Annotated in this window: 22 protein-coding genes, 1 tRNA gene and 1 riboswitch; of the genes, 11 read left to right on the forward strand and 12 right to left on the reverse strand. The window is 50.1% G+C overall.

Going from position 1 to position 23,147, the window contains the following annotated elements; genetic code table 11:
• The first annotated feature begins 169 nt into the window (after positions 1-169).
• From ACSYSY_RS06680 to ACSYSY_RS06690, 3 genes are all read left to right on the forward strand, one after another.
• Positions 170-1,438, forward strand: coding sequence for an NAD(P)/FAD-dependent oxidoreductase (locus tag ACSYSY_RS06680; RefSeq protein WP_491706796.1), 1,269 nt, complete (start codon positions 170-172; stop codon positions 1,436-1,438).
• Positions 1,439-1,512: 74 nt separating this feature from the next.
• Complete coding sequence (locus tag ACSYSY_RS06685; protein ID WP_491706797.1) at positions 1,513-2,265, forward strand: 2OG-Fe dioxygenase family protein; 753 nt, start codon at positions 1,513-1,515, stop codon at positions 2,263-2,265.
• A 29-nt stretch (positions 2,266-2,294) separates the two neighbouring features.
• Complete coding sequence (locus ACSYSY_RS06690; protein ID WP_491706798.1) at positions 2,295-2,792, forward strand: hypothetical protein; 498 nt, start codon at positions 2,295-2,297, stop codon at positions 2,790-2,792.
• 27 nt (positions 2,793-2,819) lie between these two features.
• Here ACSYSY_RS06690 and ACSYSY_RS06695 read toward each other — a convergent pair.
• Positions 2,820-2,893: transfer RNA gene (locus ACSYSY_RS06695), tRNA-Gly, on the reverse strand.
• Between the two features lie 112 nt (positions 2,894-3,005).
• Positions 3,006-3,085: riboswitch (SAM riboswitch) on the forward strand.
• A 74-nt stretch (positions 3,086-3,159) separates the two neighbouring features.
• Here ACSYSY_RS06695 and ACSYSY_RS06700 point away from each other — a divergent pair.
• The 3 genes from ACSYSY_RS06700 (at position 3,160) to ispF (ending at position 6,171) form a co-directional block, all read left to right on the forward strand.
• Entirely contained in the window at positions 3,160-4,374 is a 1,215-nt protein-coding gene (locus ACSYSY_RS06700; RefSeq protein WP_491706799.1) for an aminotransferase class I/II-fold pyridoxal phosphate-dependent enzyme, read from the forward strand.
• A 103-nt stretch (positions 4,375-4,477) separates the two neighbouring features.
• Entirely contained in the window at positions 4,478-4,951 is a 474-nt protein-coding gene (gene apaG, locus ACSYSY_RS06705) for a Co2+/Mg2+ efflux protein ApaG (protein WP_491706800.1), read from the forward strand.
• Positions 4,952-4,971: 20 nt separating this feature from the next.
• Positions 4,972-6,171, forward strand: coding sequence for a 2-C-methyl-D-erythritol 2,4-cyclodiphosphate synthase (gene ispF / locus ACSYSY_RS06710; RefSeq protein ID WP_491706801.1), 1,200 nt, complete (start codon positions 4,972-4,974; stop codon positions 6,169-6,171).
• 69 nt (positions 6,172-6,240) lie between these two features.
• On the opposite strand, the gene ACSYSY_RS06715 is transcribed toward ispF, so the two are convergent.
• From ACSYSY_RS06715 to aat, 9 genes are read right to left on the reverse strand one after another with little or no spacing between them, the layout of a single operon-like run.
• The gene (locus ACSYSY_RS06715; RefSeq protein ID WP_491706802.1) at positions 6,241-6,894 is read right to left on the reverse strand and encodes a GNAT family N-acetyltransferase; all 654 of its coding nucleotides are present in this window, start codon (positions 6,892-6,894) and stop codon (positions 6,241-6,243) included.
• Between the two features lie 47 nt (positions 6,895-6,941).
• Complete coding sequence (locus tag ACSYSY_RS06720; protein ID WP_491706803.1) at positions 6,942-7,649, reverse strand: ATP12 family protein; 708 nt, start codon at positions 7,647-7,649, stop codon at positions 6,942-6,944.
• Entirely contained in the window at positions 7,649-10,156 is a 2,508-nt protein-coding gene (locus tag ACSYSY_RS06725) for an AsmA family protein (RefSeq protein ID WP_491706804.1), read from the reverse strand. Before ACSYSY_RS06725 ends, ACSYSY_RS06720 begins: the two co-directional genes overlap by 1 nt.
• A gap of 22 nt (positions 10,157-10,178) precedes the next feature.
• Entirely contained in the window at positions 10,179-11,150 is a 972-nt protein-coding gene (locus ACSYSY_RS06730) for an RluA family pseudouridine synthase (protein WP_491706805.1), read from the reverse strand.
• Positions 11,147-12,526 (reverse strand): replication-associated recombination protein A, encoded by a 1,380-nt coding sequence (locus ACSYSY_RS06735; RefSeq protein WP_491706806.1) that lies wholly within the window; start codon positions 12,524-12,526, stop codon positions 11,147-11,149. Before ACSYSY_RS06735 ends, ACSYSY_RS06730 begins: the two co-directional genes overlap by 4 nt.
• Before the next feature lie 23 nt (positions 12,527-12,549).
• On the reverse strand, positions 12,550-15,828 hold the full coding sequence (locus ACSYSY_RS06740) for a hypothetical protein (protein WP_491706807.1): 3,279 nt from the start codon (positions 15,826-15,828) through the stop codon (positions 12,550-12,552).
• Between the two features lie 6 nt (positions 15,829-15,834).
• The gene (bcp, locus tag ACSYSY_RS06745) at positions 15,835-16,332 is read right to left on the reverse strand and encodes a thioredoxin-dependent thiol peroxidase (RefSeq protein WP_491706808.1); all 498 of its coding nucleotides are present in this window, start codon (positions 16,330-16,332) and stop codon (positions 15,835-15,837) included.
• Positions 16,332-17,186, reverse strand: a complete 855-nt coding sequence (locus ACSYSY_RS06750) for a hypothetical protein (RefSeq protein ID WP_491706809.1) — start codon at positions 17,184-17,186, stop codon at positions 16,332-16,334. Before ACSYSY_RS06750 ends, bcp begins: the two co-directional genes overlap by 1 nt.
• A complete protein-coding gene (gene aat, locus ACSYSY_RS06755; protein WP_491706810.1) occupies positions 17,183-17,857 on the reverse strand; it encodes a leucyl/phenylalanyl-tRNA--protein transferase in 675 nt (224 codons plus the stop codon). Before aat ends, ACSYSY_RS06750 begins: the two co-directional genes overlap by 4 nt.
• 135 nt (positions 17,858-17,992) lie before the next feature.
• Here aat and ACSYSY_RS06760 point away from each other — a divergent pair, with 135 nt between their 5' ends.
• Positions 17,993-18,184 (forward strand): hypothetical protein, encoded by a 192-nt coding sequence (locus ACSYSY_RS06760; RefSeq protein WP_491706811.1) that lies wholly within the window; start codon positions 17,993-17,995, stop codon positions 18,182-18,184.
• 6 nt (positions 18,185-18,190) lie between these two features.
• On the opposite strand, the gene ACSYSY_RS06765 is transcribed toward ACSYSY_RS06760, so the two are convergent.
• On the reverse strand, positions 18,191-19,030 hold the full coding sequence (locus ACSYSY_RS06765) for an EcsC family protein (protein WP_491706812.1): 840 nt from the start codon (positions 19,028-19,030) through the stop codon (positions 18,191-18,193).
• A 72-nt stretch (positions 19,031-19,102) separates the two neighbouring features.
• On the reverse strand, positions 19,103-19,525 hold the full coding sequence (locus ACSYSY_RS06770) for an EVE domain-containing protein (RefSeq protein WP_491706813.1): 423 nt from the start codon (positions 19,523-19,525) through the stop codon (positions 19,103-19,105).
• A gap of 89 nt (positions 19,526-19,614) precedes the next feature.
• Between ACSYSY_RS06770 and ACSYSY_RS06775 the strand changes: the two genes are divergently transcribed.
• The 4 genes from ACSYSY_RS06775 to ACSYSY_RS06790 are packed head-to-tail and all read left to right on the forward strand — an operon-like array spanning position 19,615 to position 23,145.
• Positions 19,615-20,394, forward strand: coding sequence for a heme ABC transporter permease (locus ACSYSY_RS06775; RefSeq protein ID WP_491706814.1), 780 nt, complete (start codon positions 19,615-19,617; stop codon positions 20,392-20,394).
• The gene (locus ACSYSY_RS06780) at positions 20,391-20,600 is read left to right on the forward strand and encodes a hypothetical protein (protein WP_491706815.1); all 210 of its coding nucleotides are present in this window, start codon (positions 20,391-20,393) and stop codon (positions 20,598-20,600) included. The genes ACSYSY_RS06775 and ACSYSY_RS06780 overlap by 4 nt, the downstream gene beginning before the upstream one ends.
• A complete protein-coding gene (gene ccmE, locus ACSYSY_RS06785) occupies positions 20,600-21,145 on the forward strand; it encodes a cytochrome c maturation protein CcmE (protein ID WP_491706816.1) in 546 nt (181 codons plus the stop codon). The genes ACSYSY_RS06780 and ccmE overlap by 1 nt, the downstream gene beginning before the upstream one ends.
• On the forward strand, positions 21,145-23,145 hold the full coding sequence (locus ACSYSY_RS06790) for a heme lyase CcmF/NrfE family subunit (protein WP_491706817.1): 2,001 nt from the start codon (positions 21,145-21,147) through the stop codon (positions 23,143-23,145). Before ccmE ends, ACSYSY_RS06790 begins: the two co-directional genes overlap by 1 nt.
• Positions 23,146-23,147: the final 2 nt, after the last annotated feature.

Consider the following 23,147-nt stretch of genomic DNA (forward strand, 5'->3'; position numbering starts at 1 on the left):
CTACCGCGTATGGATTTATATCGTTCTGATACTATCATAACGATTATATTACCGAACCATGGATTGTATAGTTCTCTTGCCAGAGTATTAAATCGTCCCTGTATATTTTCAGTCAATACCGAGCATGCTCTTTGTGTGACGTCGTGCTCTGCAAATGAAGGTTAGTTTTATGTCTGCTGAAAAACGCGTCGTTATTTTAGGAGGCGGGATTGGTGGCCTTGAGGTCGCCACGGCCTTACGTTCACAAAAAAATACTACTGTAACATTGATCGATGCAAATGCTGTGCATGTCTGGAAACCAGTCTTGCATGAATTCGCAGCAGGAACCCTCGAAGCCGCTGCAAATGAATTCCCTTTTGAGAAACTTGCCAGCAAGTTCGGGTTCAAATTTATCCAGAGTTCACCAACACAAATCGATAGTGCTGGTAAAAAAGTGACCCTCAAGAACGGCGCTGTTCTCGATTATGATTATCTCGTTGTGTCAATTGGCGGGCATATCAACGATTTTGGAACACCTGGCGTTCAGGAAAATTGTCTGTTTCTGGACAATATCAATGATGCTCATCACCTCAACAAGGTTTTCTTTGAGGCCATCAAGGAAGCAAAAGCGACTGAACAACCTTTAACTCTGGCAATTATCGGTGGCGGAGCTACAGGCGTTCAACTGGCAGCTGAATTCTGCAAAGCCCTGGATTCTGTTCCCGGTATGGGCAAAGAAGGCCGTAAGAAGTATCTTAAACCTATGTTGCTGGAAGCAGCAGCGCGTATCCTCCCTGCCTTCCCTGAATCCGTCTCTGAAGAAGCCAAGAAACAATTTACCGATATCGGGTTTGAAGTCATGACCGGCGCTATGGTCAGTGCGATTGACCCCACGGGCATTGAGCTGAAGGATGGCCGCCATATTGATGCAAAACTGCGCATCTGGGCTGCTGGCGTTCAGGCTTCCAAAGCGACAGAACTCTTCTCAGGTCTTGAAATAAGCCGTGCAGGACAAATTCTGGTGACACCAACCCTGCAAAGCACGAAAGATCCTTCTGTCTTTGCGATTGGTGACTGCTCCCGCATCGAGTCAGCCCCTATCCCTCCCACCGCACAGGTCGCCCGCCAGGAAGGCCGTTACGTTGGCCAGGTTGCCCTGCCGGCACTGATTAACGGAAAAGCCCCTCAACCGTTCAAATATGTTGATCGTGGTGCCGTTGTTGTCCTGGGCAATTATAACGCCTGGGGCATGTGGCCTTCGAAAAAGGCCTTTGGCGGTGGCGGAATGGGCGCAAGTTTTGCCCATTTCATCCATGAAGGACTCTATCGCCAGCACCAGTTTGACCTGACGGGATTGATGCACACAGCCAGTGCAACGCTTCATGAGCATTTTTCTCACCATCATCCAGAGATGGAGGCTGAAACTTCCGAGAAAGATGCTTCAAAGCCTCTTTCCTGAAAGAAGTCCTTTACTGGGATGGAAGAGTTTGTAACTCTGGCACATGAATACCCCTGAACAGAGGTTTTATGGTCATGAGTCTTACATCTCTTCTCTCTCAAAGTCCTGAGGCAGCCTCAGTCATCAAGGAGTTGAAAGAACGGGATTTCTCCTTTCTTCCAGCTCCTGAAGCCAGGGCTTTTTACAAGCTCGCTGGCCTGAAAAACTGGGAGAGTTTTGCCAGTAGCTGGAATGATCTGGGACTGGACCGCTATATGGCCGATGGCGGTCGGTACCGCCGGAGGCGTTACGGCACCTATTCCGTTACAAAAAATGACATCGTCCGCAAAGCCCATCAGCCTCATTATCAGAGTCGTGACTATAATCTTTTAAATGGCGGGATTGAACGCTGGTTCAGCCCTCTTAAGGACTCTATTGGCGAGCATCCTGCTCTCCTCTCCATCATCCGTGATGGTGCTTTTCTGGCTGATCAGCTTGTTCCTGACGGTCATAAACCACCTGCCTCGTGGCATGTTGAGGTCCACCAGTTCCGGATTGAAGCCGCTACCGGGGCGATTGGCAAACCCACACCCGAAGGTATGCACCGCGATGGTGTTGATCTCGTATTGGTCGTCATGATCCACCGTGAAAATATCAAGGAAGGCGTCACAACCATTCACGCCTTGAACAAAGAGACACTTCTGGGAAGTTTTACCTTGTCAGAGCCTCTTGATACTGCGATTGTCAATGACCATAAAGTCTATCATGGCGTCACAAATGTTGAGCCGGAAGACCCCCTGAAACCTGCTTACCGTGATGTTCTGGTCGTAACCTTAAGACATGAATAAAACCGACCTTTTACAAAACAGGTGATTTTATGACATATCCCTCTTACCGGACCGTATATAGAATTCTTGCTGCGACCGCGCTTCTTACAAGCACGCTTGCCCTTTCTTTTTCGGCCAAAGCGCTTCCTGGTCATAATCACGGGCAAAAGGGATACGTCACGCTCAAAGCCATGCCGGACTCTCCTTATGACAAGGTCGCTCGTTCTTTAAACCAGGACATTATTGATGATTCTGCCCGGCATCACGACACACCCTTGTTTTTGATTGGCTCAGCCGCTTTGTCACCTGACAGAAAAGACGAAGGTCTGTTTGTTCAGATTCAATCCCCCCGCCTGTGCGGCTCTTCCGGATGCACAACGTCGGTTTACCTTCATAAAGGCACTGAGTGGATCACGGTTATTGATGCCGTAAATGGCGATATTACTGTGCTCCATACCCGCCATAAAGGCATGTACGATCTGCTTATTGACAATAATGATAAATGGATATGGAACGGAGAGACGTATCAGGACACGATGCCTGAATAAGAGATAACACTTTAAATGGGAGCGTTATGGAGCGGATGAGGGGAATCGAACCCCCGTATGCAGCTTGGGAAGCTGCCGTTCTACCATTGAACTACATCCGCCTTGCGTTCGTCGTTCTATATCCTATTTCAGCTCTGATCTGCAATCCCCTCTTTTCAAAACAGCCTCTCTTGACGCCGGAATGGTCAGGCTGCATTATCGCCAGGTCATTTATAAAATGATCCTCGTGATTTGAGCGGCCGGCTTGCGGCGAGGTTAAAAAACTGCGCTAAAGAGGCCCTGTTTCCAGATATGAACAGGACTTCCACGGCCCGCCATCGATTATTGTGCCTGCTTTCTCAAAGGGCACGAACACGTGGAGGGTTTTATGTCATCATCATCCAGACAATCTGCATCCCAACCCGGCTGGCGTATTGCGACGCAGCTTTTGCATAATGCACCGAACAGAACGCCCCATGGGGAGACATCGGAAGCCATTTTCCTGACATCAGGTTTTGTCTATGACAGTGCTGAACAGGCAGCTGCTACTTTTGAAGGAACGGTCGAGCATTATCAATATTCCCGTTATGGCAGCCCGACTGTCGACACCCTTCAGGAACGACTGGCTCTTCTGGAAGGCGCTGAAGCCTGCCTGACCATGTCCTCAGGGATGGGGGCTATTTCCTGCGCATTGTTAAGCCAGGTCAAAGCAGGTGACCGTGTTGTTGCCTCCAATGCCTTGTTTGGATCAACACATTGGCTGATGACCAATCTACTTCCCAGCTATGGAGTCGAAACAGTCCTGGTTGATGGACTTGATGAAAATGCCTGGAAAGAGGCTCTCTCCGTCCCGACAAAGGCTGTTCTGATTGAAACGCCATCCAACCCGATGCTTGATGTTCTTGATATTGAGCTGATTGCCCGGTACGCCCATAACGCCGGCGCTATCTTGATGGTTGATAATGTTTTTGCCACCCCTGTCGGGCAACGCCCCCTTGCACTGGGAGCGGACGTTGTCATTTATTCCTGTACCAAGCATCTAGATGGCCAGGGCCGCACATTGGGGGGCGCCGTTCTGGGTAGCAAAAGCTGGGTTACCGACGTCCTGCAGCCTTTTGTTCGCAATACTGGCAATAGCCTCTCCCCTTTCAATGCCTGGGTCATGCTTAAAGGGCTTGAAACGCTGGATCTGCGCGCCAGAACCATGGCACAGAATGCCTCCCAGGTTGCTCACGCTCTCAGAGAGATGAAGGGCGTGAAAAATGTGCGCTATACAGGATTTACCGACCACCCTCAGGCAGCACTCGTTAAAAAACAGATGCGCGATGGCGGATCAATGATCGCCTTTGAAGTCGTTAATGGCAAAGAAGGTGCTTTTGCCTGCATGAACGCTTTTTCGATCATTGCCATTTCCAATAATCTGGGAGATGCGCGCAGCCTGGCCACACATCCCGCAACGACGACACATAAAAAAATAACAGCAGAAGAACGCGCTCAACTCGGGATCCATGACGGCGTCATACGTCTTTCAGTCGGCCTTGAAGATCCTCTTGATTTGATCGAAGAGCTAAAACAGGCTACAGACGCAGCACTGGCTCTTTAATTTTTCAGAAGGGTTTTCCCCTCAATAAAAAAGGGGCCAGCCTCTATGAAAGGCCTTTTCCGACAAGGGAAAGGCCCGTCTGACATCCACGTGAGGGAAGATTATGTTTGACCGGACTGTGGAATTTACCGACCCAGGTGAATTTGATACGACTGACGCTACGTCCGTGATCGCTCCGCACAGCTATACAGCTCAAACGGGTGAGATTACGGTAACAGTACGCCCTATCTGGATCGAAGAACTGTCAGAAGTGAAAGATCACGTTTTTACGTGGGTGTATCACGTCGTTATCGAAAATGGTGGTGAAACGGCCCTTCAGCTTACGGGGCGTACCTGGAGCATTTTTGACAGTTCCGGTAACGAAATCCGCACTTATAATGAGGGCATTGGCGGCCAGCTTCCTGTGATCGCCCCCCATGAGCATTTCGAATATACCTCCGGCACAGAGCTTAAAACATCGTCGGGTTTTATGTCCGGCATTTATCATGCCCGCCTCGTTGATGAAGATCATTTTTTTGAAGTGACGATTCCCATGTTCAGTCTTGATAGCCCCTATCAGAACAGACTGGTGCACTAACAACTCAAGGAGAGCCAGGCTTGGCACCCTCTTCCCCCTCCCGCAAAAAACGTGTTGCTGCCTTGCTTCTGGCTGCAGGGAAAGGCCGGCGCTTTGCAGCTGGTTCATCCAATGACACCGCTATCAGCAAGCAATTTCAGCTTTTAAGGGGTCTCCCCGTTATTCGCCATGCGGCATTGGCACTTTTGCCCTATGTGGACGTGATCCAACCCGTCGGAGGAGATCCCTTACTCAATAAGGCTTTAGAAGGGCTTGATCTTCTGCCTGCCATTGACGGTGGTGATGAGCGGCATGACAGTGTGCGTAACGGGCTTGAGGCCCTTGCCAGCCTGCCCGAACCGCCTGATCTTGTATTGGTTCATGACGGAGCAAGGCCTTTCGTTCCAGAGGCTGTAATCCTTGCCACCTTGAAAGCCCTTGAGACTCATGAAGGCGTTATTCCGGCGGTTCCAGTCAGTGATACGCTCAAAAAAGTTTCAGATGGGATCATCATTGATACTGTCTCGCGCGAAAATCTCTGGCGCGCCCAGACTCCTCAGGGTTTTTCCTTCCCGCTCCTGCTCGATCTCCATCAGAGGCATCGCGATGCCAGAACAGATGATGCGGCATTGCTTGAACTTGAAGGCCATCACGTAGCCATAGTACAAGGATCAGAAGACAATATTAAACTGACTGTCGCTGAAGACCTTATCAGACTGGAACGTATTATGACACACACTTCTCAGACGTTAGTGCCACGAGTAGGGCTAGGCTATGACGTTCACGCTTTTGCCGAAGGGCGCAAACTCATTCTCTGCGGAATAGACGTTCCCTATGAGAAAGGACTGGCCGGTCATTCAGACGCAGACGTAGGCATTCATACGCTCTGCGACGCAATTTATGGGGCTTTGGCTGAAGGTGATATCGGCCGTCATTTCCCACCCAGTGACAATCAATGGCGCGATATGGATTCAGCACGTTTTTTAATCCATGCGGGCGATCTTATCCGTCAGAAAGGGGGCTTTCTGGTCAATGCCGACATTACGCTTATTTGTGAACGCCCCAAAATCGGCCCTCACGCTCAAGCTATGAGGGAGCGCCTGGCTGATTTACTGAAAGTACCCCTATCACGTATTTCTGTCAAAGCCACCACAACTGAAAAACTCGGCTTTACAGGGCGGGAAGAAGGCATTGCGGCAACAGCTGCCGTCAGCATTATGGTCCCGGATGACGCTGAATAGCGTCTCCTACAGGAAAAGTCATTTTTATTGATCCCGGTCTCTCTCCTGAGACCGGGATTTTAATTTCAATTATAAATCACTCATTTGAAAAAATTTCAGTTGATGAATCTGAGTTCCGGTTTCATCAAAATTAGCCGGGCTCAGCCATTGCTGATAACCTTGCCTCAGCCTTGGCCATTCACTATCAATAATCGAAAACCACGTCGTATCCCTGTTTCGACCTTTCACAATCATGTGCTGGCGAAACAGTCCTTCAAACGTAAAACCAAAACGCTCTGCCGCTTTTCTGGAAGGGTGATTGAGGCTGTCGCACTTCCATTCAAGCCGACGATAGCCCAGCTTAAACACGTAATCGGCCATCAGGAAAAAGGCTTCCGTTGCGACATTTGTGCGCGCGATCGCGGGGCCCCATAAAATATTTCCGATTTCCATAACACCATTAGAAGGGTCAATCCGCATCAAGGCCTGCCTCCCCTCTGCTCGTCTCGTCTTTTTATCAATCACAGCAAAAAATAAAGGATCAGAATGGGTTGAAGCATTCCGGGTCCATAAACGCTGCTCTTCGAGATTTTGAGGGGGCTCATCAAACAAATATCGAAAGCGTTCCTCTTTCCCTGGCGCGACCGACATCTCAAATAACGTCTGACTATGCTTTACGGCATCCAGGGGCTCCAATCGAACGTAAAGGCCATCCAGAACGCCTTTTTCAGGAAAAGGGAACATATCGTTTCATCCTGAAATGATAGAGACACGGTGTCTATTCATCATCCTCACACCACAGACTGTACCAGATTCCAGTAGCGCATAACGTCCAGAAGTTCCTGCTGTTTGCGTTCCAGTGAGGTTGAAAATTCTGCATCATCGCCCCATTCCTCAAGCTGGTTATATTCATCGGCATAGCTGAAGGCGAACCCTTCTTCCGGTGTCATGACACCTGATGTCAGGGCAAAGGGAAGCCAGAAGCTGCTAAGCAGGGGAGCCATGATGCGCAAGGCCGTCAGACGCTCGACAGATTGCTTTTGTATAAGATGCTTTAAAGCCTGTTTGTAACGTTCCTTATGCTCAATAGGCGTTAAATCAGTTGCTTGTGGCAGAATAAACGCTTCTCCCTGCTCGAGCATCCAGTCCTTGATACGCTCAGCAATCTCCGGGTCCTGGGCCGGGCTTGGGTAACACAATGCTTCATCCAGACCAAAAACAAACAGAGCCTCCTGCGTTTCAGCCAGGTAAGGGGCGATCTGCTCAATCTGGCTTCCGACAATTCGTGTCAGAGGAATTTTATCCGGGCTGATTTCCTGCCCGGGACTGAAAGCAGCCCACTCTTCCACCAGAGCCTCTGCCAAAGGAAGCGAGCGAACCAGAAGTTTCTCTCCCCCCGTCAACCGTACAGCTCTGCCATCCAGAACAGGGCCATAAAGCCCCTCTCCCCCTTGCTCAAGCGTGACCTTTTTCCAGAAACATTTTGGTAATGCAGCCATCAGAACTTCCCTCCAATCCCCAGAGACTTCAAAATGCCCCCGACTTTACTTTCATGCTTTTCCTTTTTCTCCAGAACGGGCCCATTATGCCCTCCACGGGCCGCCTGAACGGCTTCTGCACAGGAATCTCGGTCGGAAGAACCTCCGATATTCATCTGGTAATAACCCTGCTCATTGCGCGCTGGAACAAGCCGTGGATCATTTAATGAGCCTGTAACCTGAAGAGGGGTCGAAACTTCATTATCTGCCAGCTCAATATGAGGGAAAAGAAGCATATCAAGAGTCTGATCGGGCAGATTGATCTGACCTTTTCCTGCCAAGGCATAATGTTTTGCTTCCATGGCCAGTGTTACAATCTCTGCCTGGGCAGAATGAAAATCAAACTTCCCGGCAAGGCACCGCAATTTCAGACTCGATTTGCCCAGTTTCAGCAAACCGGCTGCAGGCCCGACCAATGGCATTAAGACTGATTTTTGAATCCGTCCCTTTGTCATGGAAATGCCCAGAGATCCTTTAAGGGAATTCACAAGTTCAGTCCGGTTGCGTCCCTCTGCTGAAAGCTGCCCGTCAAACTGAATGTTCCCTTCCAGAAATTCCTTCTGATGAGCCAGCTTTAACAAAAGAGGCGCCGGTAATTGTAATGATTGGGCGTCTAACTGAAGGTAGGATTTCCCATCACTTTGCCCCAGAGAGAAAGAGGCTTTGAGCGGAATATCATCAAGCTGGGCTGAAAGGGGATCAATTGTAAGTTTCCCATCTCCCATCAGCCCGTAAAAAGACAGATCACGATAGGTCAGATCTCCTAACATGAAGTGATCCAGCTTCAAATCAACCAGACCATCCCACTTTTTCGATAAAGCAATCAGATTATCTGGAAAGGCTGTATTGTCAGTTGTTCCACTTTCTTTCGCGCGCGTCTTTTTCTCATCTGAGGAAGATAAAAACTGGTTTCCATCCAAACGATCAAAGTGAAAATGCGCCACAAAGCGCGGAATTGACTGAGTCAGACGGGAAAGAGCGAGCGTCCCCTCGCCATTTAAAGAACTGCTTTTAATCTGCGTCTTATCAAAAGAGAGAGTCTCAAGCTTTCCCTCTTCTGAAAGAGGACCGGACGTTACATCGGTCTGAAATGTAAAATCACGCAATGAACTCTCTGATAACAAGCCATTCCAGAAGGCTGGCAGGAAATTTTTGCCAGGAATCTGGAACTGCCCACCACTTCCTGTCACGGTCACATGGCTGGATTGCTGACCAAGCTGTCCCTGTATCTGAAATTGTGTCTGATTGTCCTGATCAGCAACCTGACCCGCTTTGCTCTGCCTGATCTTTACGTCAAGCGGTAAGGAAGCGCCTTCCTCTCCGCCTCGGAGAGCTGCCAGCTGGCTTAACGTCCCGGAATCCCCCATAAAATGCCATGGTTGCGATCCAGCCTCCAACAAACCTTCTATTTTCATAGGAGCTGTGGACCCTGTTGCTGTTAATGCCACATCCTTCATGCTGGCAGGCTGACTTTGTGAGGAAAAAACATTCCTCACCTCCCCTATATGAAGGGTAACGGCCGTAGGCAGGACTTTATGCCCCCATAGTAAGAAAAGCGGCGCTGAAATATCATCACCGATCTCAAGCGTGACTTTCCCTTCCAGATTACGGGCGTCAGGCAAAGCAGCCTGGGGGAAGAGATTTTTCCAATCCTGAAGCGTATCACTATGACCCTGAAGGGTTATGGTTGCCTTACCACCATCTCCAATATCCTTAATGACGCCATCGGCGGTAAGCTGGTCATTTCCGCTTTTTTCACCGAGCGTCACACCAAGGCTGAACACCCATGGGCGAGATGTTGGCACCAGAAGCTCATGGATGGGGCCCAGGCGACCTTGAAGGGATAGATGATCGCTCCCCCATGCCCCTTTAAAATCCAGTTTCGGATTATTTGTTTTCAAATCACTCAGAACGAAATGCTCTATAGAAAGTCTGTTCTGCGTGGAAGACAGAGCTCCTTCTTTTCCACTCCATTCAAGAATCGTGTCTTTAATCCTGAAATTTTTAAAACTGACGCTCCAGGGAGAATGCGCTGAAGATGAAGGATCGCTCTTTTGGCCAGAAACGGGCTTGTCCTGTTTTTTGGAGAACAAATCCGTTCCCCACGCCATGCAGCTTTGATCGTCACCTTCTTGAAAAGAGGCTTTTCCGTTTTCCACTGTAAAATCCTGCAAAGCGATTTCACGGTGGAATAATGGCAGGAACGCAATATCTGCATGCGCTGAATGGGCGGTTATAAAAGGCTTACAATCCGGGCGCGCAAGAGTTAACTCTTCAGCATGAAATGAGGGCCATGGCAGGAGCTGAAAGGACGCTCGAGACATTTTCAGGTCAAGATTGCTTTGCTGTTTGACCGCCTGCACGACCTGTTGCCGGATCACCTTCTGGTCAAGCAGAAAATAAGAGCCAACCGTCACCGCAACAAAGAGGAGTATTACGGCAACAAAACCTGCGAGAATCTTTTTCATCCAGCCTTACTCTCTTTCTTTCCTAGCGCGTCCTTTTAGGAGCCTCTGTTCTACCCGCTTCGAAACCCAATGACTTGAAACTTTCCACCATATGCGGCGGTAATGGCGCCGTCACCCGCAAGGTCCCACCCTTTGGATGGGGGAACTCCAATTGCCTTGCATGCAGATGAAGCCGATCAGGAAATCCTTCCGGATGGGCCGCTTTCCCACCATAGCGAGGATCGCCGACAATCGGTGTTTTCAAACTCTCACAATGGACACGAAGCTGGTGCGTTCGCCCCGTCAGAGGAGAAAGCTTGAGCCAGCTGAATTTCCGGCCTGCACAATCGATCAGTTCGTAAGAGCTTTTGGCAGAGACCGCATCTTCATCGCCTCGCTGGGCAGGGACAATCAAGGCGGCACCGCCAGCACCCACCTTGGCCAATGGCTGGTCAATAATACCTTCAGTCGGGCTCGGCCGTCCGACAACAACAGCCCAATAGGTCTTTTCCACCTCTCTTGTACGGAAAGAGGCCGCCAGCTTTGCAGCCACCCCTGGCGTACGTGCCAGCAGCAACACACCCGACGTATCACGGTCCAGCCTGTGCACCAGTCTGGGACGGTCCCCGCCTGGCGGACGAAACGCCTCAATCATCTGGTCCACATGTTCCGTAATACCGGGACCACCCTGCGTTGCCAGACCTGAAGGTTTATTGAGCACGATCAACTGATCGTCCTGATAAAGAACCATGGATTCAAGACGTTTCAGCACCATCGGGTCCAATGGTGGAGGGGGTGCTGGCTGGCTCACATCAGGCAAAGGAGGGACACGGATCTTCTGCCCGGGATAAAGGCGCTGATTCGCCTGGACGCGGCCACCATCCACACGGATCTGCCCTTTACGGCAGAGTTTCTGCACAGCACCTTGCGTCAGATTGGGGTAATGGCGACGGAACCAGCGATCAAGCCGCAGGTCGGATTCATCTTCAGTAACAATAAGATTTTGAACAGTCATGAGGAACGGGATGCTCGTTTCTGAGCCAGGAAATCCAGGCGTTTTTGTATTCTTTCTTCAAAGCCACGATTGGTCGGACGGTATAGCGTGACTCGCTCCATTCCGTCAGGGAAGTAATTCTGCCCTGAAAATGCGTCTTCTTCATTATGGTCATAGGCGTAATCCTTCCCATAACCAAGCTCTTTCATCAATTTTGTTGGCGCATTGCGAATATGAGCGGGCGGAATGAGGCTTCCGGTTTTCTTTGCCAGACGACGTGCCTCATTATAGGCCACGTAAACCGCATTAGATTTCGATGCGACGGCAAGATGCACCACAAGCTGTGCCAGAGCCAGTTCTCCCTCTGGCGAACCAAGCCTTTCATAAGCTGTTGCGGCGGCCTGTGCGAGCGGGAGGGATGTTGGATCGGCCTCGCCAACATCCTCACTGGCGAAACGAACCAGACGGCGCGCAATGTAGCGAGGGTCCTCCCCCCCTTCCAGCATACGCGCAAACCAGTAAAGAGCCGCATCGGGGTCACTACCCCGTAATGACTTATGCAAAGCGGAAATCAGGTTATAATGCTCATCACGATCACGGTCATATAAAACCGGCCGACGAGTTAACATACGTGCCAGTTCCGAGGTGCCCAAGGGCGGCTCTTCTGCTCTTTTGGCCGTCTGGGCAAAAATCTGTTCAGCCATGTTAAGAAGATAACGCCCGTCCCCATCGGCCATGGCACAAAGAGACTGCCGCGCTTCCGGCGTTAAGGGCAAAGAACGTCCGATGTTGCCTTCTGCCCTTTTCAGAAGCTCTTCAAGGGCCTGCGCATCAAGGCGGTTCAGAACCAGAACCTGACAGCGCGATAATAAAGCCGCATTCAGCGAGAAGGACGGATTTTCAGTCGTAGCGCCCACAAGAACCACTGTTCCCCTCTCTACAAAGGGGAGGAAACTATCCTGCTGGGCGCGGTTGAAACGATGGATCTCATCAACAAAAAGCAGAGTGCCTTTCCCTGTTGCCTCCTGCCTGCGATCAGCCTCATCAAAGGCTTTTCTCAGCTCAGAAACATTGGAAAATACAGCAGAGATCTGTGCGAAATAGAGATTTGCGCGCTCGGCCAGCAAACGGGCAATCGTCGTTTTTCCACAGCCCGGGCCACCCCATAGAATAAGGCTGGGCAGAGAGCCGCTTTCAAACATGCGGCTTAATGTTCCATCCTGCCCCAGTAAATGACCCTGCCCGCTGACTTCCTCAAGGGTTTGTGGGCGTATCCTGTCTGCCAGGGGCTGGTGTCTCGGCATCACTGAGCGCTTATTGGCCATACGTCCAGAGGTTTCAGGCGAAGAGGCGGAAACATCCGAGAGGCCGAAAAGATCGTTCTCCGCTTGGGACATGCAAAAACTTTCAAATAAAAAATTCAGGGGGCGGGTGAAAAACTGGAAAACGGACAAACCTTAAGATGGGGATCATCTATTGTGCCGTCAATTTTATAAGTCAGGCTTATAAGGCTAAATGATTTTTTAAGGTCTTCCGATTGCCTCGTTACCAGAGGGTGTTGAGAAGGATTTTTATAGGAGAAAAAAGGCGATACCGTTCCCAACATGTCAAAATGACGATCGAGCATAGTGATCGTGCCTCTGAAACGTCCACCCAATACGGCGTTTCCTAACTGGCCCTTCTGGAACTCAAAATGTCTGTCATCCATCTTGAAGTCAACCGATGCCTTGATATGCCCCAAACGGTCCGTCCCTACCTGCCGCCACTCTGAAGGCGTCAACAGGGTCGCCAGTTTTAAAAATACAGGCGGATGAATCAAAGCGATATCATCTAATTCAGCTCGGCCATAAAAGGTCCCCAATCCAAGCCCCAGAGCCGTTTCCTTACTGTCCTTTTTCCCTTTTGGGGCAAAATATCCCTTTATGGAAAAATGGCCCCCTTCAAGCCTTTTCACGACATTAAAGTCAGCCAAAATCGCTCCCAGATTCTGAGCATAGAGAGAAAAGGATTTCTCCCCCGGGCCAAGAGGTTTATGTCCCATAGCCAGATTAAATCTATATGGGCGCACCAGGGTTATATGCGCCTCCTGGAGAGATTTTCGGGACCAGTGTGCACCAGCCAGAACGGACGTAAAGGCTCTCTGATCCCTGTAATAGAGTTTATGGGTTTTCAGAGCGACAGCCCAATTCCCTTGGGGAAGCGTAATCGGCGTCAATAACGGGCCTGTTTTCCTTTTTTTTCTGGTATCTTTTTTATGAGGCTCGTCCAGCTTCAAGAGAGGCGAAACATCAAGAGAATCTCCCTCAAAAAAAACTTTATAATCCGGTCTGACACTATGAGAGCCAGGCCAGTTAACCGTCAGATTTCCCTTATTACGCCCGATATAAAGCGGGTTGACCCTCAAGCCTGTAACCTCACCATTTGTAACCAGTCCCGTCCCTTTAATCGCCAGCTCCGGGCCTTCCCCTTTCAGCGAATCAAGAGCATGGAGCCTGCCATTAAGCCACTGGGCGTGCGCCAGAATATAAGCTGGTGCCTCTTTCGGCTTTTTCCAGACTGTCGCGTTAAAGGCAGCCGGCGTCAAATTCAGGGAAAGATTAAGATCTGCCTGTTGTTTCTTTTCAGCAATTTCTTTCTGGTCATATCCTGCTTTGGCAATGATGGTGCCGTTCATCATTCCGGAAGGAATCGTGATACCGAATGATTTCAAACCTGCCCGGTCAATACTGGCTTTCGCCTTAACGGAACGATTCACCTCGCCAAGGGGCTTTTTCCTAAAGGAATCCCAAAAGGAAAAGCTCAGAGGAATCTGCCGGATTTTTGCCTTTACGTCCGTAGAAATTTCATCGCTCGTGACATGAAAGGCGCCTTGTCCTTCACTGACAGGGCCTGTCATTTTATGATAAAATCCGACATTTCTGAAATGAGCCTGACTGTCAAATCCTATTTCTGACATCAACACATTGGCATCAAGCGGCAGAACGACCCCAAGCTTCCCCTCCATTATGCCCTTTACGTGCGTTAGTGATATGGGGTAGCGCGAAAGAAGATGCAGACGAGGGTGAACCAGAACGGTCAGGAAATCCTTCACATCACCTTTCAGATCAAGCCTTATATCGCCCATCTGGTCCGGCTTGGCTAACCCGGTCAGTAAAACAGTCCCTTCAGGAACGGCAATTCCCCTCTTGCCTTCAACCTCCATAAACCCTTTCTTCAGATCAATCTTCATAGCATCCGCAGAAAGGAAATGCCCGTAAGCTTCAACATGTTTGACCGGTGGCAATGGCTTCAGCCAATAGACGGTCAGGTCATGACCCCAGACGTCACCCTCAAGATTGGTATCATTGAGGTCATCCCAACCCGTTTTGCTCTCTAAGGTTACTTTAAGTGTAAAATTCTCAGCTGTGCCAGACGTCATATTGGCCCCCATCCAGCGGCGACCACCTTTTGCCACATCTATTGGCCAGACGGATGGAAGATGTGCAAAATCAAGTTTCGGCACCTTAAAGGCAAAAATGATCTTTATCGTCCGGGGCGATAAAAGATCATCGGCTTCCATATGTCCTGTGAAGGAAAAACGGGCTTCCTGCCTGGCATCATCATACAAAAGCAAGGCCCCCTTCTTCACCTTTACAGCAATTCCGCCTTTTTCCTGCTTCTGCCCATAAAACGTGAAATCTGCCTGTTTAACATTTAAGGGGGCTGCCCTACTCTGCCGGTAGAGCCCTTCTCCTGTCAGAAGATGAAGCGTAAAATCCTGCCATTCACCAGCCATCTTCCGGCGCAGAACAAGGCCAGATCCTTCCAGCGAAACCGGAAAGTCAAAGGTGGAAAGGGTCTGAGCGGCGCCTGGAATCCAGTTTTTATAATCGCCGGGCTTCAAAAATGACGAATGTGCTGACCATTTTGTCTTACCCGCCCCATCGGGGTGAACAGAAAGTGTAAAATCAACGTGCTTATCGGCAAGAGGGGCCGCTTTCAGATTTTGGTCCAGAGAGAACGCTGACTGCCCTTCCCAACCACTATCCCTGCGATAGAGAACGGACAGTTTTGAAAGAGTCAAAACCAGTTCTGCATATTCCGGGACTTCTTTAGCAAGCACGACCTTTATATGGTTTATATCAAGCCTGGGAAAAGCGGAAAAATCAAACGATAGCACTCCTGAAGAAGGAGGCTCTTTCTGCCCCAGTGGAAGAGTTCCCCCGACCGCCCAATAGGCCTTTCCCCTCTGAACCAGACCGATGGCGCCATCTTCTGCGTGGGCTCGTAAAACTTTGATAGAACCATGCCAGAGAGACGAGAGATCAAGTGCAAAATGCACGTCAGACACATGATCGAAAACCTGCCCGCTTCCTGAGACAGTTTTTAGATCCCGCGCGTCAATATCCAGAGCCGAAGGCTCAGTGTGTTTTCCTGGAAGCCACTGTACAGAAAGGCCCGCCCATGTGAGCGCAATATTTTTCTGACTATTCTGGGGATTTTTATAAATTGTAACAGGCCCCAGGTAATGAGACAGAGCCGTAACATCAAGGGGCCCCCGTGAAAGGCGCCATAAGAACACACTTGCAGCGACCATGAGCAGGATCAGCATCCCACCCACACTTGCCAAAAGGACTTTTAGAACAGATTTCGCAAAACGCCGGAAGCGCCCCTGTTTCAGGGTGACCGAAGTGGAAGAATCATGGTCCACCCCGCTCAAAGCCAATTACCCCTTCAGCCCTGCCAGGGCCGCCTGCACCCACTCAACCTGTTCTGCAGGGCGAATTTTATATTTGGCCTCTATGACCTTTCCATCCCCATCAATCAAAAAGGCGCTTCTTTCGATCCCCATATAAGTGCGCCCATACATGGATTTCGACACCCACACGCCATAGGCCTCTGACAGGGTATGATCTTCATCCGATAGGAGTGTAAAATTCAGTCCCTCTTTTTCGTAAAAACGCGCCAGTCTTTTGACAGGGTCCGGGCTGACGCCGAACACAGGCAATGAAAGCCCATTCAGGCCATGAAGTTCGGGCAAAGCATCACGCAGGGCACAGGCCTGTGTCGTGCAGCCTGGCGTCATGGCTTTAGGATAAAAATAAATCAGATAAACCTGTCCCTTCAGGGAAAGGCTGTTACACGTCTTTTCACCCTGCGGGCCGAAAGACGGCAGCTCAAATGTTGGGGCCTGGTCCCCCTTCTGTAAAGAAAGCTTTGTCATTATTGAGCTCCCGGCTGATCAGCATGGGTCACACTTCCATCCGTAGCGGAATCATTAGGAAGACTTGGCTGCGTTTTATCCTGCTCATCCTGTTCTGACGGTACGTCAGCTGGTGGCGGCTGCATATCACCCGAAGGAGGAGCGGACGGGGGTGCCTCTGCCGGTGCATTCGCTTCCGGAATGACGGTTCCGGGAACCGGATTTTCTGCCCCTTTCTGGTTCCTGAACCGTGGCATCAGCTTTTTAAAATCAGCGGGAGGGTTAAATTCTGTGGCAGGAAGATCATGATAATCAACAGCAATTGCTTCAAGATGGCCGCTAATTCCATCTGCATCCACCCCTTCTTCCGAGAGGATAATGCCGTCATCAGTAACGCATGCCTGCGCTTTTCCTTCAGCACTGCTGATCAGCCAGTTCTGGCATGAATGACCTGCAATTGTCTTATGGTCGGCTGCTTTATAGGTCATACTCAAATCCAGCAGAAATGGATTGCGCAATCCATGCATGGGCATCAGCTGGGCGTAGGTTTTCGTTTCCATATTGATCAGTGTTACTTTCTGGGCAGGACGGTCCAGAATGGTAGCGGTCTTGTGATTGGCCGGATCAATCCGTAACCGGTCCCCTGAAGACGCAAAAGAAACACTCACCTCATTAACATCATTGGCCGTTGCGGGACGCTCATTTGTCTGGAAACGATACGTCACAACCACGTCACGTTCAGGAGAAAGCCTGGGATGGTCCAGAGAGGGAAGAGCTTCCTGAGGGGCAGAAGAGTCCGCCATGACAGGATTCAGGAACATCAGGGAGAAGGCCACTCCCACGCCACCCTGCAAAACAGTCTTATAAAAATTCATAGTAATTCTTTCTGCTTCCTAATGGTCAGGTGACGTAAATCCCCGATGAATGTTCCTAGACCCGTCAGACTGATATCATCGGGCCAGAATGCTTCTTTCTTCAATGCCTGTGTTAACAGGGTCTGGTAATGAACTGAATCAATTTCAATCCCACCCAACTTTGCCAAATGAGGTGTTATGAATTGTGTATCAAGGAGATGATACCCTCCCTTGCGCAACGCTGCAATGAGATGAACCAGTGCAATCTTTGATGTATCGCGTTCAAACGATACCATGCTTTCCCCGAAAAAAGCACCACCAAGGGCCACGCCATAGAGCCCCCCGGCAAGATTTCCCTTCTGGTCACGCACCTCAACAGAATGCGCAAAGCCCATTTTATGTAACTGTCCGTACAATTCCCTGATTTTGGGGCTAATCCATGTTTCCTCTCGCCCGGGAAGCGGGCGGGAACAGGCTTCAATCATTTCATCAAAATTATTATCTGTGCAGACATTATACCGACCAGAAAGAACAGTCCTGAGTAAGCGCCGGGGGATATAAGGATCATGAAGAGGGATAATCCCCCTCTTTTCCGGCTTGTACCAATCCAGCTCTTCACTGTCTCTGTCCGGGGCCATTGGAAAAAGGCCCTGAGCATAAGCTGATAATAAAATTTCAGGTGTAATATCCATCAGAAGCTATCATAATAACTCCGGCTTTATGCTGCAAATCTTTACGAAAAACCGAACTGGTGCACACCATTCTGGCAGTTTCCGACAAATACGTTATAATTAGAAAACTCACTTCCTTGCCGAAAGATCACAGGCATGTTCCACGTACCTCAGACCTATGTCTATGTCATCGTGCTTTTGATTACGGCCGCTGTACATTACTTTTTCCCCCAGCTTTCCCCTTTGATGAAAATTCTGGAAGTGATCTGGATCGTTTTTATCGTTCTGTCAGGCTTGTTCGAATATTATCTTGACCGCAAATACGGCAAAAATATCGGGGATTTATAGCCCTTTTCAGGCCACGTCCCCTTCCCCGTGATAATGTTCTGCCGCTTCCTGAACGGAAGAACCATAAGTGCGCTCCAGCCTGCGAATGGTGAAATGAGCCCGCGCAACCGCACGATAATGGGCCAGGAACGCCGTATTAAGAGACGCCCCGCAAAGAGCACCGGCCACAGGCACCATCTTCGCAGCAAACTGGCGTGACAGCCCTATTCCATAATGTCCGGCAACTTCTGCCATAAGCAGCACCAGAGGCTGCCCTCTCATAAGGGCACGCGCTGCAAAGAAACCCAGTTCTTTTTCGTTTTTCTCTTTATTGCCAGTCACGATGGACGAAAGCGCAAACACTTCCAGACAGGCCCTTCTGGTATCTTCATCAGAAAGATCTTCACCATTTTCCACGGCAATGGAGGCAATTTCACGCATAATGGCAAGAGTCGTCAGGCCAATATCAGGGCCCATACTGAGCACACCACCAAAGCCCCCCATTGCCCCTGACACAGCCACGACAGCCTGAGCCAGATTCTCCTTTACAGGGGAACGCGGGCGATTTTCTTTTTTCTTCATGCCCAGAACGGCAATATTAAAAGCCTGATTAAGCGAAAACTCGGAGATTTTCTGTATTTTTTCCTGCAATCCCGGAACGAGGGAAAGCCCCTGCATCCCCATTTTTGCGGCTTGCCCGACGGCGCCCCCCATAAGATCAGCCAGCCTTATCAGGACTCCTTTTCCCGCTTCCACTTCAGAAAGGACCTGGCGAAGCTGCTCAAGCGTCTCCGCATCCATTGGCTTGAAATTAAGCGTCGTGCTGGGAAGTTGCTCATTGTGACCGGAAGTGCTTTGGGGCGCCATGAAATAAATCTCCTTTACAGCGCAGCCAGTTTACCGGACTTCAAGGCAAAGATCACGAAAAAATAGAGGCTATTACGCCCGCTCTTTCCACGCTCCTGATCGTGTCAGATGAACAAACTCTTTTTCCGTTACCGGAGCGACTGAAAGACGGGACTGTTTTAACAGAGCCATTTCAGAAAGCTCGGGATCGGCCTTAATTTCAGCGAGAGTAACATTTCTGGCAAAGCCTCCTTTTGCCCGGACGTCCACGCAGACCCAGCGCTCATCTTCGGAAGTCGGATCCTGGTAGGCTTCACGGACGATCTCCACAACGCCAACAATAGCTTTTTGCGTCACAGAATGGTAAAAAAGGGCCAGATCTCCTTTTTTCATAGCGGCCAGATTATTGCGTGCCTGATAATTACGCACCCCTGTCCACGGTTCCACGTCATTTTTAACCTGCTCATCCCAGGAGAAGGAAGAAGGCTCAGACTTGATCAACCAGTAATGTCTCATTGCAATGTTTTCCCTGATAACCATTTTTTGTACTACTAATGGTTTTGTAACGCCTAAAGTTTCTTTGCAGTTTAGAGAAGTTCGCCTAAATGTGTAAAAACATTTCAGAAAACAGATCCCGAGACCCTGTGAAGAAACAACCTTCTTTTTTCCATCGTTTTGCCAATCCTGGTGCTTTTTACCGCGTTGCACGCCCCTGTATCGCCTATTTTGCGGGATTAGGGCTGGTTATTCTCCTTACAGGACTTTGTGACGGCCTGTTTTTCTCTCCTGCCGACTGGCAACAGGGAGAGACCGTACGGATCATGTATCTCCATGTTCCCATGGCGTGGCTCGGCACCGCCTGTTATGCCTCTCTGGCCGTCTGCGGTGTCATATCGCTGGTCTGGCGCCATCCCATTGCTGACATTGCTGCGCTGGAAATTGGCCCGGTGGGAGCCTGCGCAACAGCACTCTGCCTGATAACGGGCTCTTTATGGGGCAAACCTACCTGGGGGACCTGGTGGGTCTGGGACGCCCGCCTGACTTCAATGCTGATCCTTTTCTTTCTTTATCTTGGTCATATCACCCTTATGCGTGCCTTTGATGATCCCAATAGAGGGCAGAAGGCCGCTGCAATACTGGCCTTGATCGGTGCTGTTGACCTGCCCATTATTAAATTCAGCGTCAAATGGTGGAACACCCTCCACCAGCCTGCCAGCCTGACCCTCAGTAATGCTCCGACGATTTCATTAAGTATCCTTCTTCCTTTGCTCCTCTGCACATTAGGCTTTACACTCTGCACGCTCGCCTTGATTTTTGCGCGTATGTGCGCGCGGATCAATGAACGGCGTTTTCAGAGATTACTGGCCAGGGAAGCCACTATATGAACGATCTGCATAGTCTGCTTCATAGCTGGAGCTACGTCATTGTCAGTTATATGCTGGTCTGTCTGTGCTGTACCATCCTGGCCGTGACAGCCTTTATACGCTTCAGACGTTCCCAAAACCGCCTGCGTTCCATAGAGCAGTCCCTCGGGGCACAATCTGATGATGAGGCGGAGTTCTCTCTCATTACGCGCGGGGAGGTTTCATAATGGCGGCCCTCTCCTCCACCTCACGCAAGACCAGAAGGCTCTGGATCGTCATTGCCTGCGCATTATGTCTTTCTGCTGCCTCTTTTTTAATGTTGAGAGCCTTTTCCAGCTCGATCATGTTTTTCATGGCCCCTTCACAGGTAAAGAACCACCCTCCTGCGGTTTCGAGGCAATTTCGCCTGGGGGGAATGGTTGTTGCAGGGAGTGTCCATAAAACAACCATTGGCCAGCACCCCCTTACCCTGTTTGATGTAACCGATGGACAGGCAGCTGTCACAGTCCATTATAGTGGGATTTTGCCTGATCTTTTCCGTGAAGGACAAAGTGTGGTTACCCTGGGACATATGGATCAGGATGGTTCCTTCAATGCAGAGACCGTCCTCGCCAAGCATGATGAAACATACATGCCTAAAGAGGTCGCTGCTGCTTTGAAAAAAAGCGGGAAATGGGACCCAAGGTTCGGCCCTCCCCCTGACGCAGCAAGTTGGGACAAAATGACGGAACCTGCCACCAAACCTCATCCTTCAACAACGGGTAAGTTATAATGCTTGAGCTATTTGGTCCGGAAAATGGTTTATTTGCACTGGCTCTCAGCATCGTCATTGCTTTCTGGCAGTGTCTTATCCCCGCATGGGGGCTGCATTCTCACCGTCTTCGTCTGATCAACATGGCTTCAGCCTTTGCCGTCAGCCAGGCATTGGCGCTGCTCTATAGTTTTATCTGCCTCATATCCGCTGCGCTGCGCGATGATTTTTCCGTCCGGAACATTGCTGAAAACTCCGCCATCAGCAAGCCGCTTCTCTATAAAATCACCGGCGTATGGGGTAATCATGAAGGCTCCATCCTTCTCTGGTTGCTGATTTTGGGACTGTGCGGCATGGCTGTTGCCTTTACCGGCCGCCGCGGCAAGGTCAAACTTCCTGCCACACTTCGGGCACGTGTCTTATCCATATTAGGCGCTATTTCCACCGGGTTTGGACTTTTCTGTATTTTGACGTCAAACCCTTTCAGCCGCCTTTTTCCTCCTCCAATTGATGGAGCGGGGATGAACCCTCTTTTGCAGGACCCCGGCTTGGCTTTTCACCCTCCCATTCTCTATACAGGCTACGTGGGGTTTGCAGTACCTTTTGCTTTCGGCGTTGCTGCTTTATGGGAGGGGCACGTCAATGCCCTATGGGGCTGGTGGGTTCGTAACTGGACGGTCGCAGCATGGGCTTTCCTCACCTGTGGAATCACCATGGGGTCATGGTGGTCCTATTACGTCCTGGGATGGGGAGGATACTGGTTCTGGGACCCGGTGGAAAATGCCTCTCTCATCCCCTGGCTCAGCAGTACAGCCCTGCTTCATTCTGCCCTGGTGGTGGAGAAACGTGAATCGCTCAAGATATGGACGGTTTTCCTGGCTCTTTGCTGTTTCTCCTTTTCACTTTCCGGGACATTTCTGGTCCGCTCGGGAATTCTGAACTCTGTACATGCTTTTGCCAACGACCCCGCCCGAGGGATTTTCATCCTCTCTCTTCTGGGAATTATCACTGGTGGCAGCCTGATTCTTTTTGCCTGGCGAGCTCCTTCTCTCTCGGCAGGGAGCGGTTTTTTTGCCCCCATCTCCCGGGAGAGCGCTCTGGTCGTTAATAATATCCTGCTTTGTTCACTTTGTGCGGTCGTACTGACCGGTACAATGTATCCGCCCTTCATGCAGCTTCTCTTCGGGCAAACCCTCTCCGTCGGGAAACCCTTTTTTGATGCCACAACCATTCCTCTGACCATTCCGCTCCTCATCGTAATGGGATTTGGCCTTGGTCTTTCCTGGAAACATGCCAAGCTGCTCCCTCTGCTCAAACGCCTCAGACTGCCGTTTATCATTGGTGTTGCCGGATTTGTTCTTTCTCTCTTCCAGCTTCATAGCCTTCTGGCCTCTCTCTGTGCTGGATTGGCCTTCTGGGTGATTGCTGCCAGCCTTGGTGATTTCTGGTACCGTCGCAAAGCTCTGACATCCTTATGGCATGTTCCGCGCTTTCTCATCGGGAGTGTGCTGTCTCATTGTGGCGTTGCTATTACCATTCTGGGATTATGCGGTATGTCCGCTGCCCAACAGACTGTTGTGGAAGCGCATAAAGGGGAGCATTTTTCTCTCGCTGGCTATGACTGGCAGCTCCAGGACGTGCATGACGTGTTTGCACGAAATTATACCGCTAAAAGGGCTGACATCATTGTACGCCGGAAGGACCATATCGTAGCGGTCATGCATCCTGAAAAACGCTATTTTGCCCAGCAGAACCAAAGCACGATGTACGTCTCCATTCATACAAATCTCATGAGAGACCTTTACGCCGTATTGGGCGATATTCACGAAGACGGGCCCCAAACAAGCTATATTCTCCGCCTGCATAACAACCCCCTTGCTCCATGGATATGGTTGGGCGGGTTATTCATGGCGCTGGGTGGGTTTATCACCCTAACACATAGACGTTTCCATAAAGGCGCCAAGCATCGTTTAAAAGAACGTCAAAAACATCTTCAGGTCACAACCGAACCAGCAGGATAAAA

Source organism: Aristophania sp. ESL1100, from assembly GCF_058511235.1.

What these genes read in the sequence shown, in the direction of transcription:
- ACSYSY_RS06680 (WP_491706796.1), top strand. Translation starts at nt 170, where the DNA reads ATGTCTGCTGAAAAACGCGTCGTTATTTTAGGAGGCGGGATTGGTGGC.
- ACSYSY_RS06685 (WP_491706797.1), top strand. Translation starts at nt 1,513, where the DNA reads ATGAGTCTTACATCTCTTCTCTCTCAAAGTCCTGAGGCAGCCTCAGTC.
- ACSYSY_RS06690 (WP_491706798.1), top strand. Translation starts at nt 2,295, where the DNA reads ATGACATATCCCTCTTACCGGACCGTATATAGAATTCTTGCTGCGACC.
- ACSYSY_RS06700 (WP_491706799.1), top strand. Translation starts at nt 3,160, where the DNA reads ATGTCATCATCATCCAGACAATCTGCATCCCAACCCGGCTGGCGTATT.
- apaG (WP_491706800.1), top strand. Translation starts at nt 4,478, where the DNA reads ATGTTTGACCGGACTGTGGAATTTACCGACCCAGGTGAATTTGATACG.
- ACSYSY_RS06715 (WP_491706802.1), bottom strand. Translation starts at nt 6,894, where the DNA reads ATGTTCCCTTTTCCTGAAAAAGGCGTTCTGGATGGCCTTTACGTTCGA.
- ACSYSY_RS06720 (WP_491706803.1), bottom strand. Translation starts at nt 7,649, where the DNA reads ATGGCTGCATTACCAAAATGTTTCTGGAAAAAGGTCACGCTTGAGCAA.
- ACSYSY_RS06725 (WP_491706804.1), bottom strand. Translation starts at nt 10,156, where the DNA reads ATGAAAAAGATTCTCGCAGGTTTTGTTGCCGTAATACTCCTCTTTGTT.
- ACSYSY_RS06730 (WP_491706805.1), bottom strand. Translation starts at nt 11,150, where the DNA reads ATGACTGTTCAAAATCTTATTGTTACTGAAGATGAATCCGACCTGCGG.
- ACSYSY_RS06735 (WP_491706806.1), bottom strand. Translation starts at nt 12,526, where the DNA reads ATGTCCCAAGCGGAGAACGATCTTTTCGGCCTCTCGGATGTTTCCGCC.
- bcp (WP_491706808.1), bottom strand. Translation starts at nt 16,332, where the DNA reads ATGACAAAGCTTTCTTTACAGAAGGGGGACCAGGCCCCAACATTTGAG.
- ACSYSY_RS06750 (WP_491706809.1), bottom strand. Translation starts at nt 17,186, where the DNA reads ATGAATTTTTATAAGACTGTTTTGCAGGGTGGCGTGGGAGTGGCCTTC.
- aat (WP_491706810.1), bottom strand. Translation starts at nt 17,857, where the DNA reads ATGGATATTACACCTGAAATTTTATTATCAGCTTATGCTCAGGGCCTT.
- ACSYSY_RS06760 (WP_491706811.1), top strand. Translation starts at nt 17,993, where the DNA reads ATGTTCCACGTACCTCAGACCTATGTCTATGTCATCGTGCTTTTGATT.
- ACSYSY_RS06765 (WP_491706812.1), bottom strand. Translation starts at nt 19,030, where the DNA reads ATGGCGCCCCAAAGCACTTCCGGTCACAATGAGCAACTTCCCAGCACG.
- ACSYSY_RS06770 (WP_491706813.1), bottom strand. Translation starts at nt 19,525, where the DNA reads ATGAGACATTACTGGTTGATCAAGTCTGAGCCTTCTTCCTTCTCCTGG.
- ACSYSY_RS06775 (WP_491706814.1), top strand. Translation starts at nt 19,615, where the DNA reads ATGTGTAAAAACATTTCAGAAAACAGATCCCGAGACCCTGTGAAGAAA.
- ACSYSY_RS06780 (WP_491706815.1), top strand. Translation starts at nt 20,391, where the DNA reads ATGAACGATCTGCATAGTCTGCTTCATAGCTGGAGCTACGTCATTGTC.
- ccmE (WP_491706816.1), top strand. Translation starts at nt 20,600, where the DNA reads ATGGCGGCCCTCTCCTCCACCTCACGCAAGACCAGAAGGCTCTGGATC.
- ACSYSY_RS06790 (WP_491706817.1), top strand. Translation starts at nt 21,145, where the DNA reads ATGCTTGAGCTATTTGGTCCGGAAAATGGTTTATTTGCACTGGCTCTC.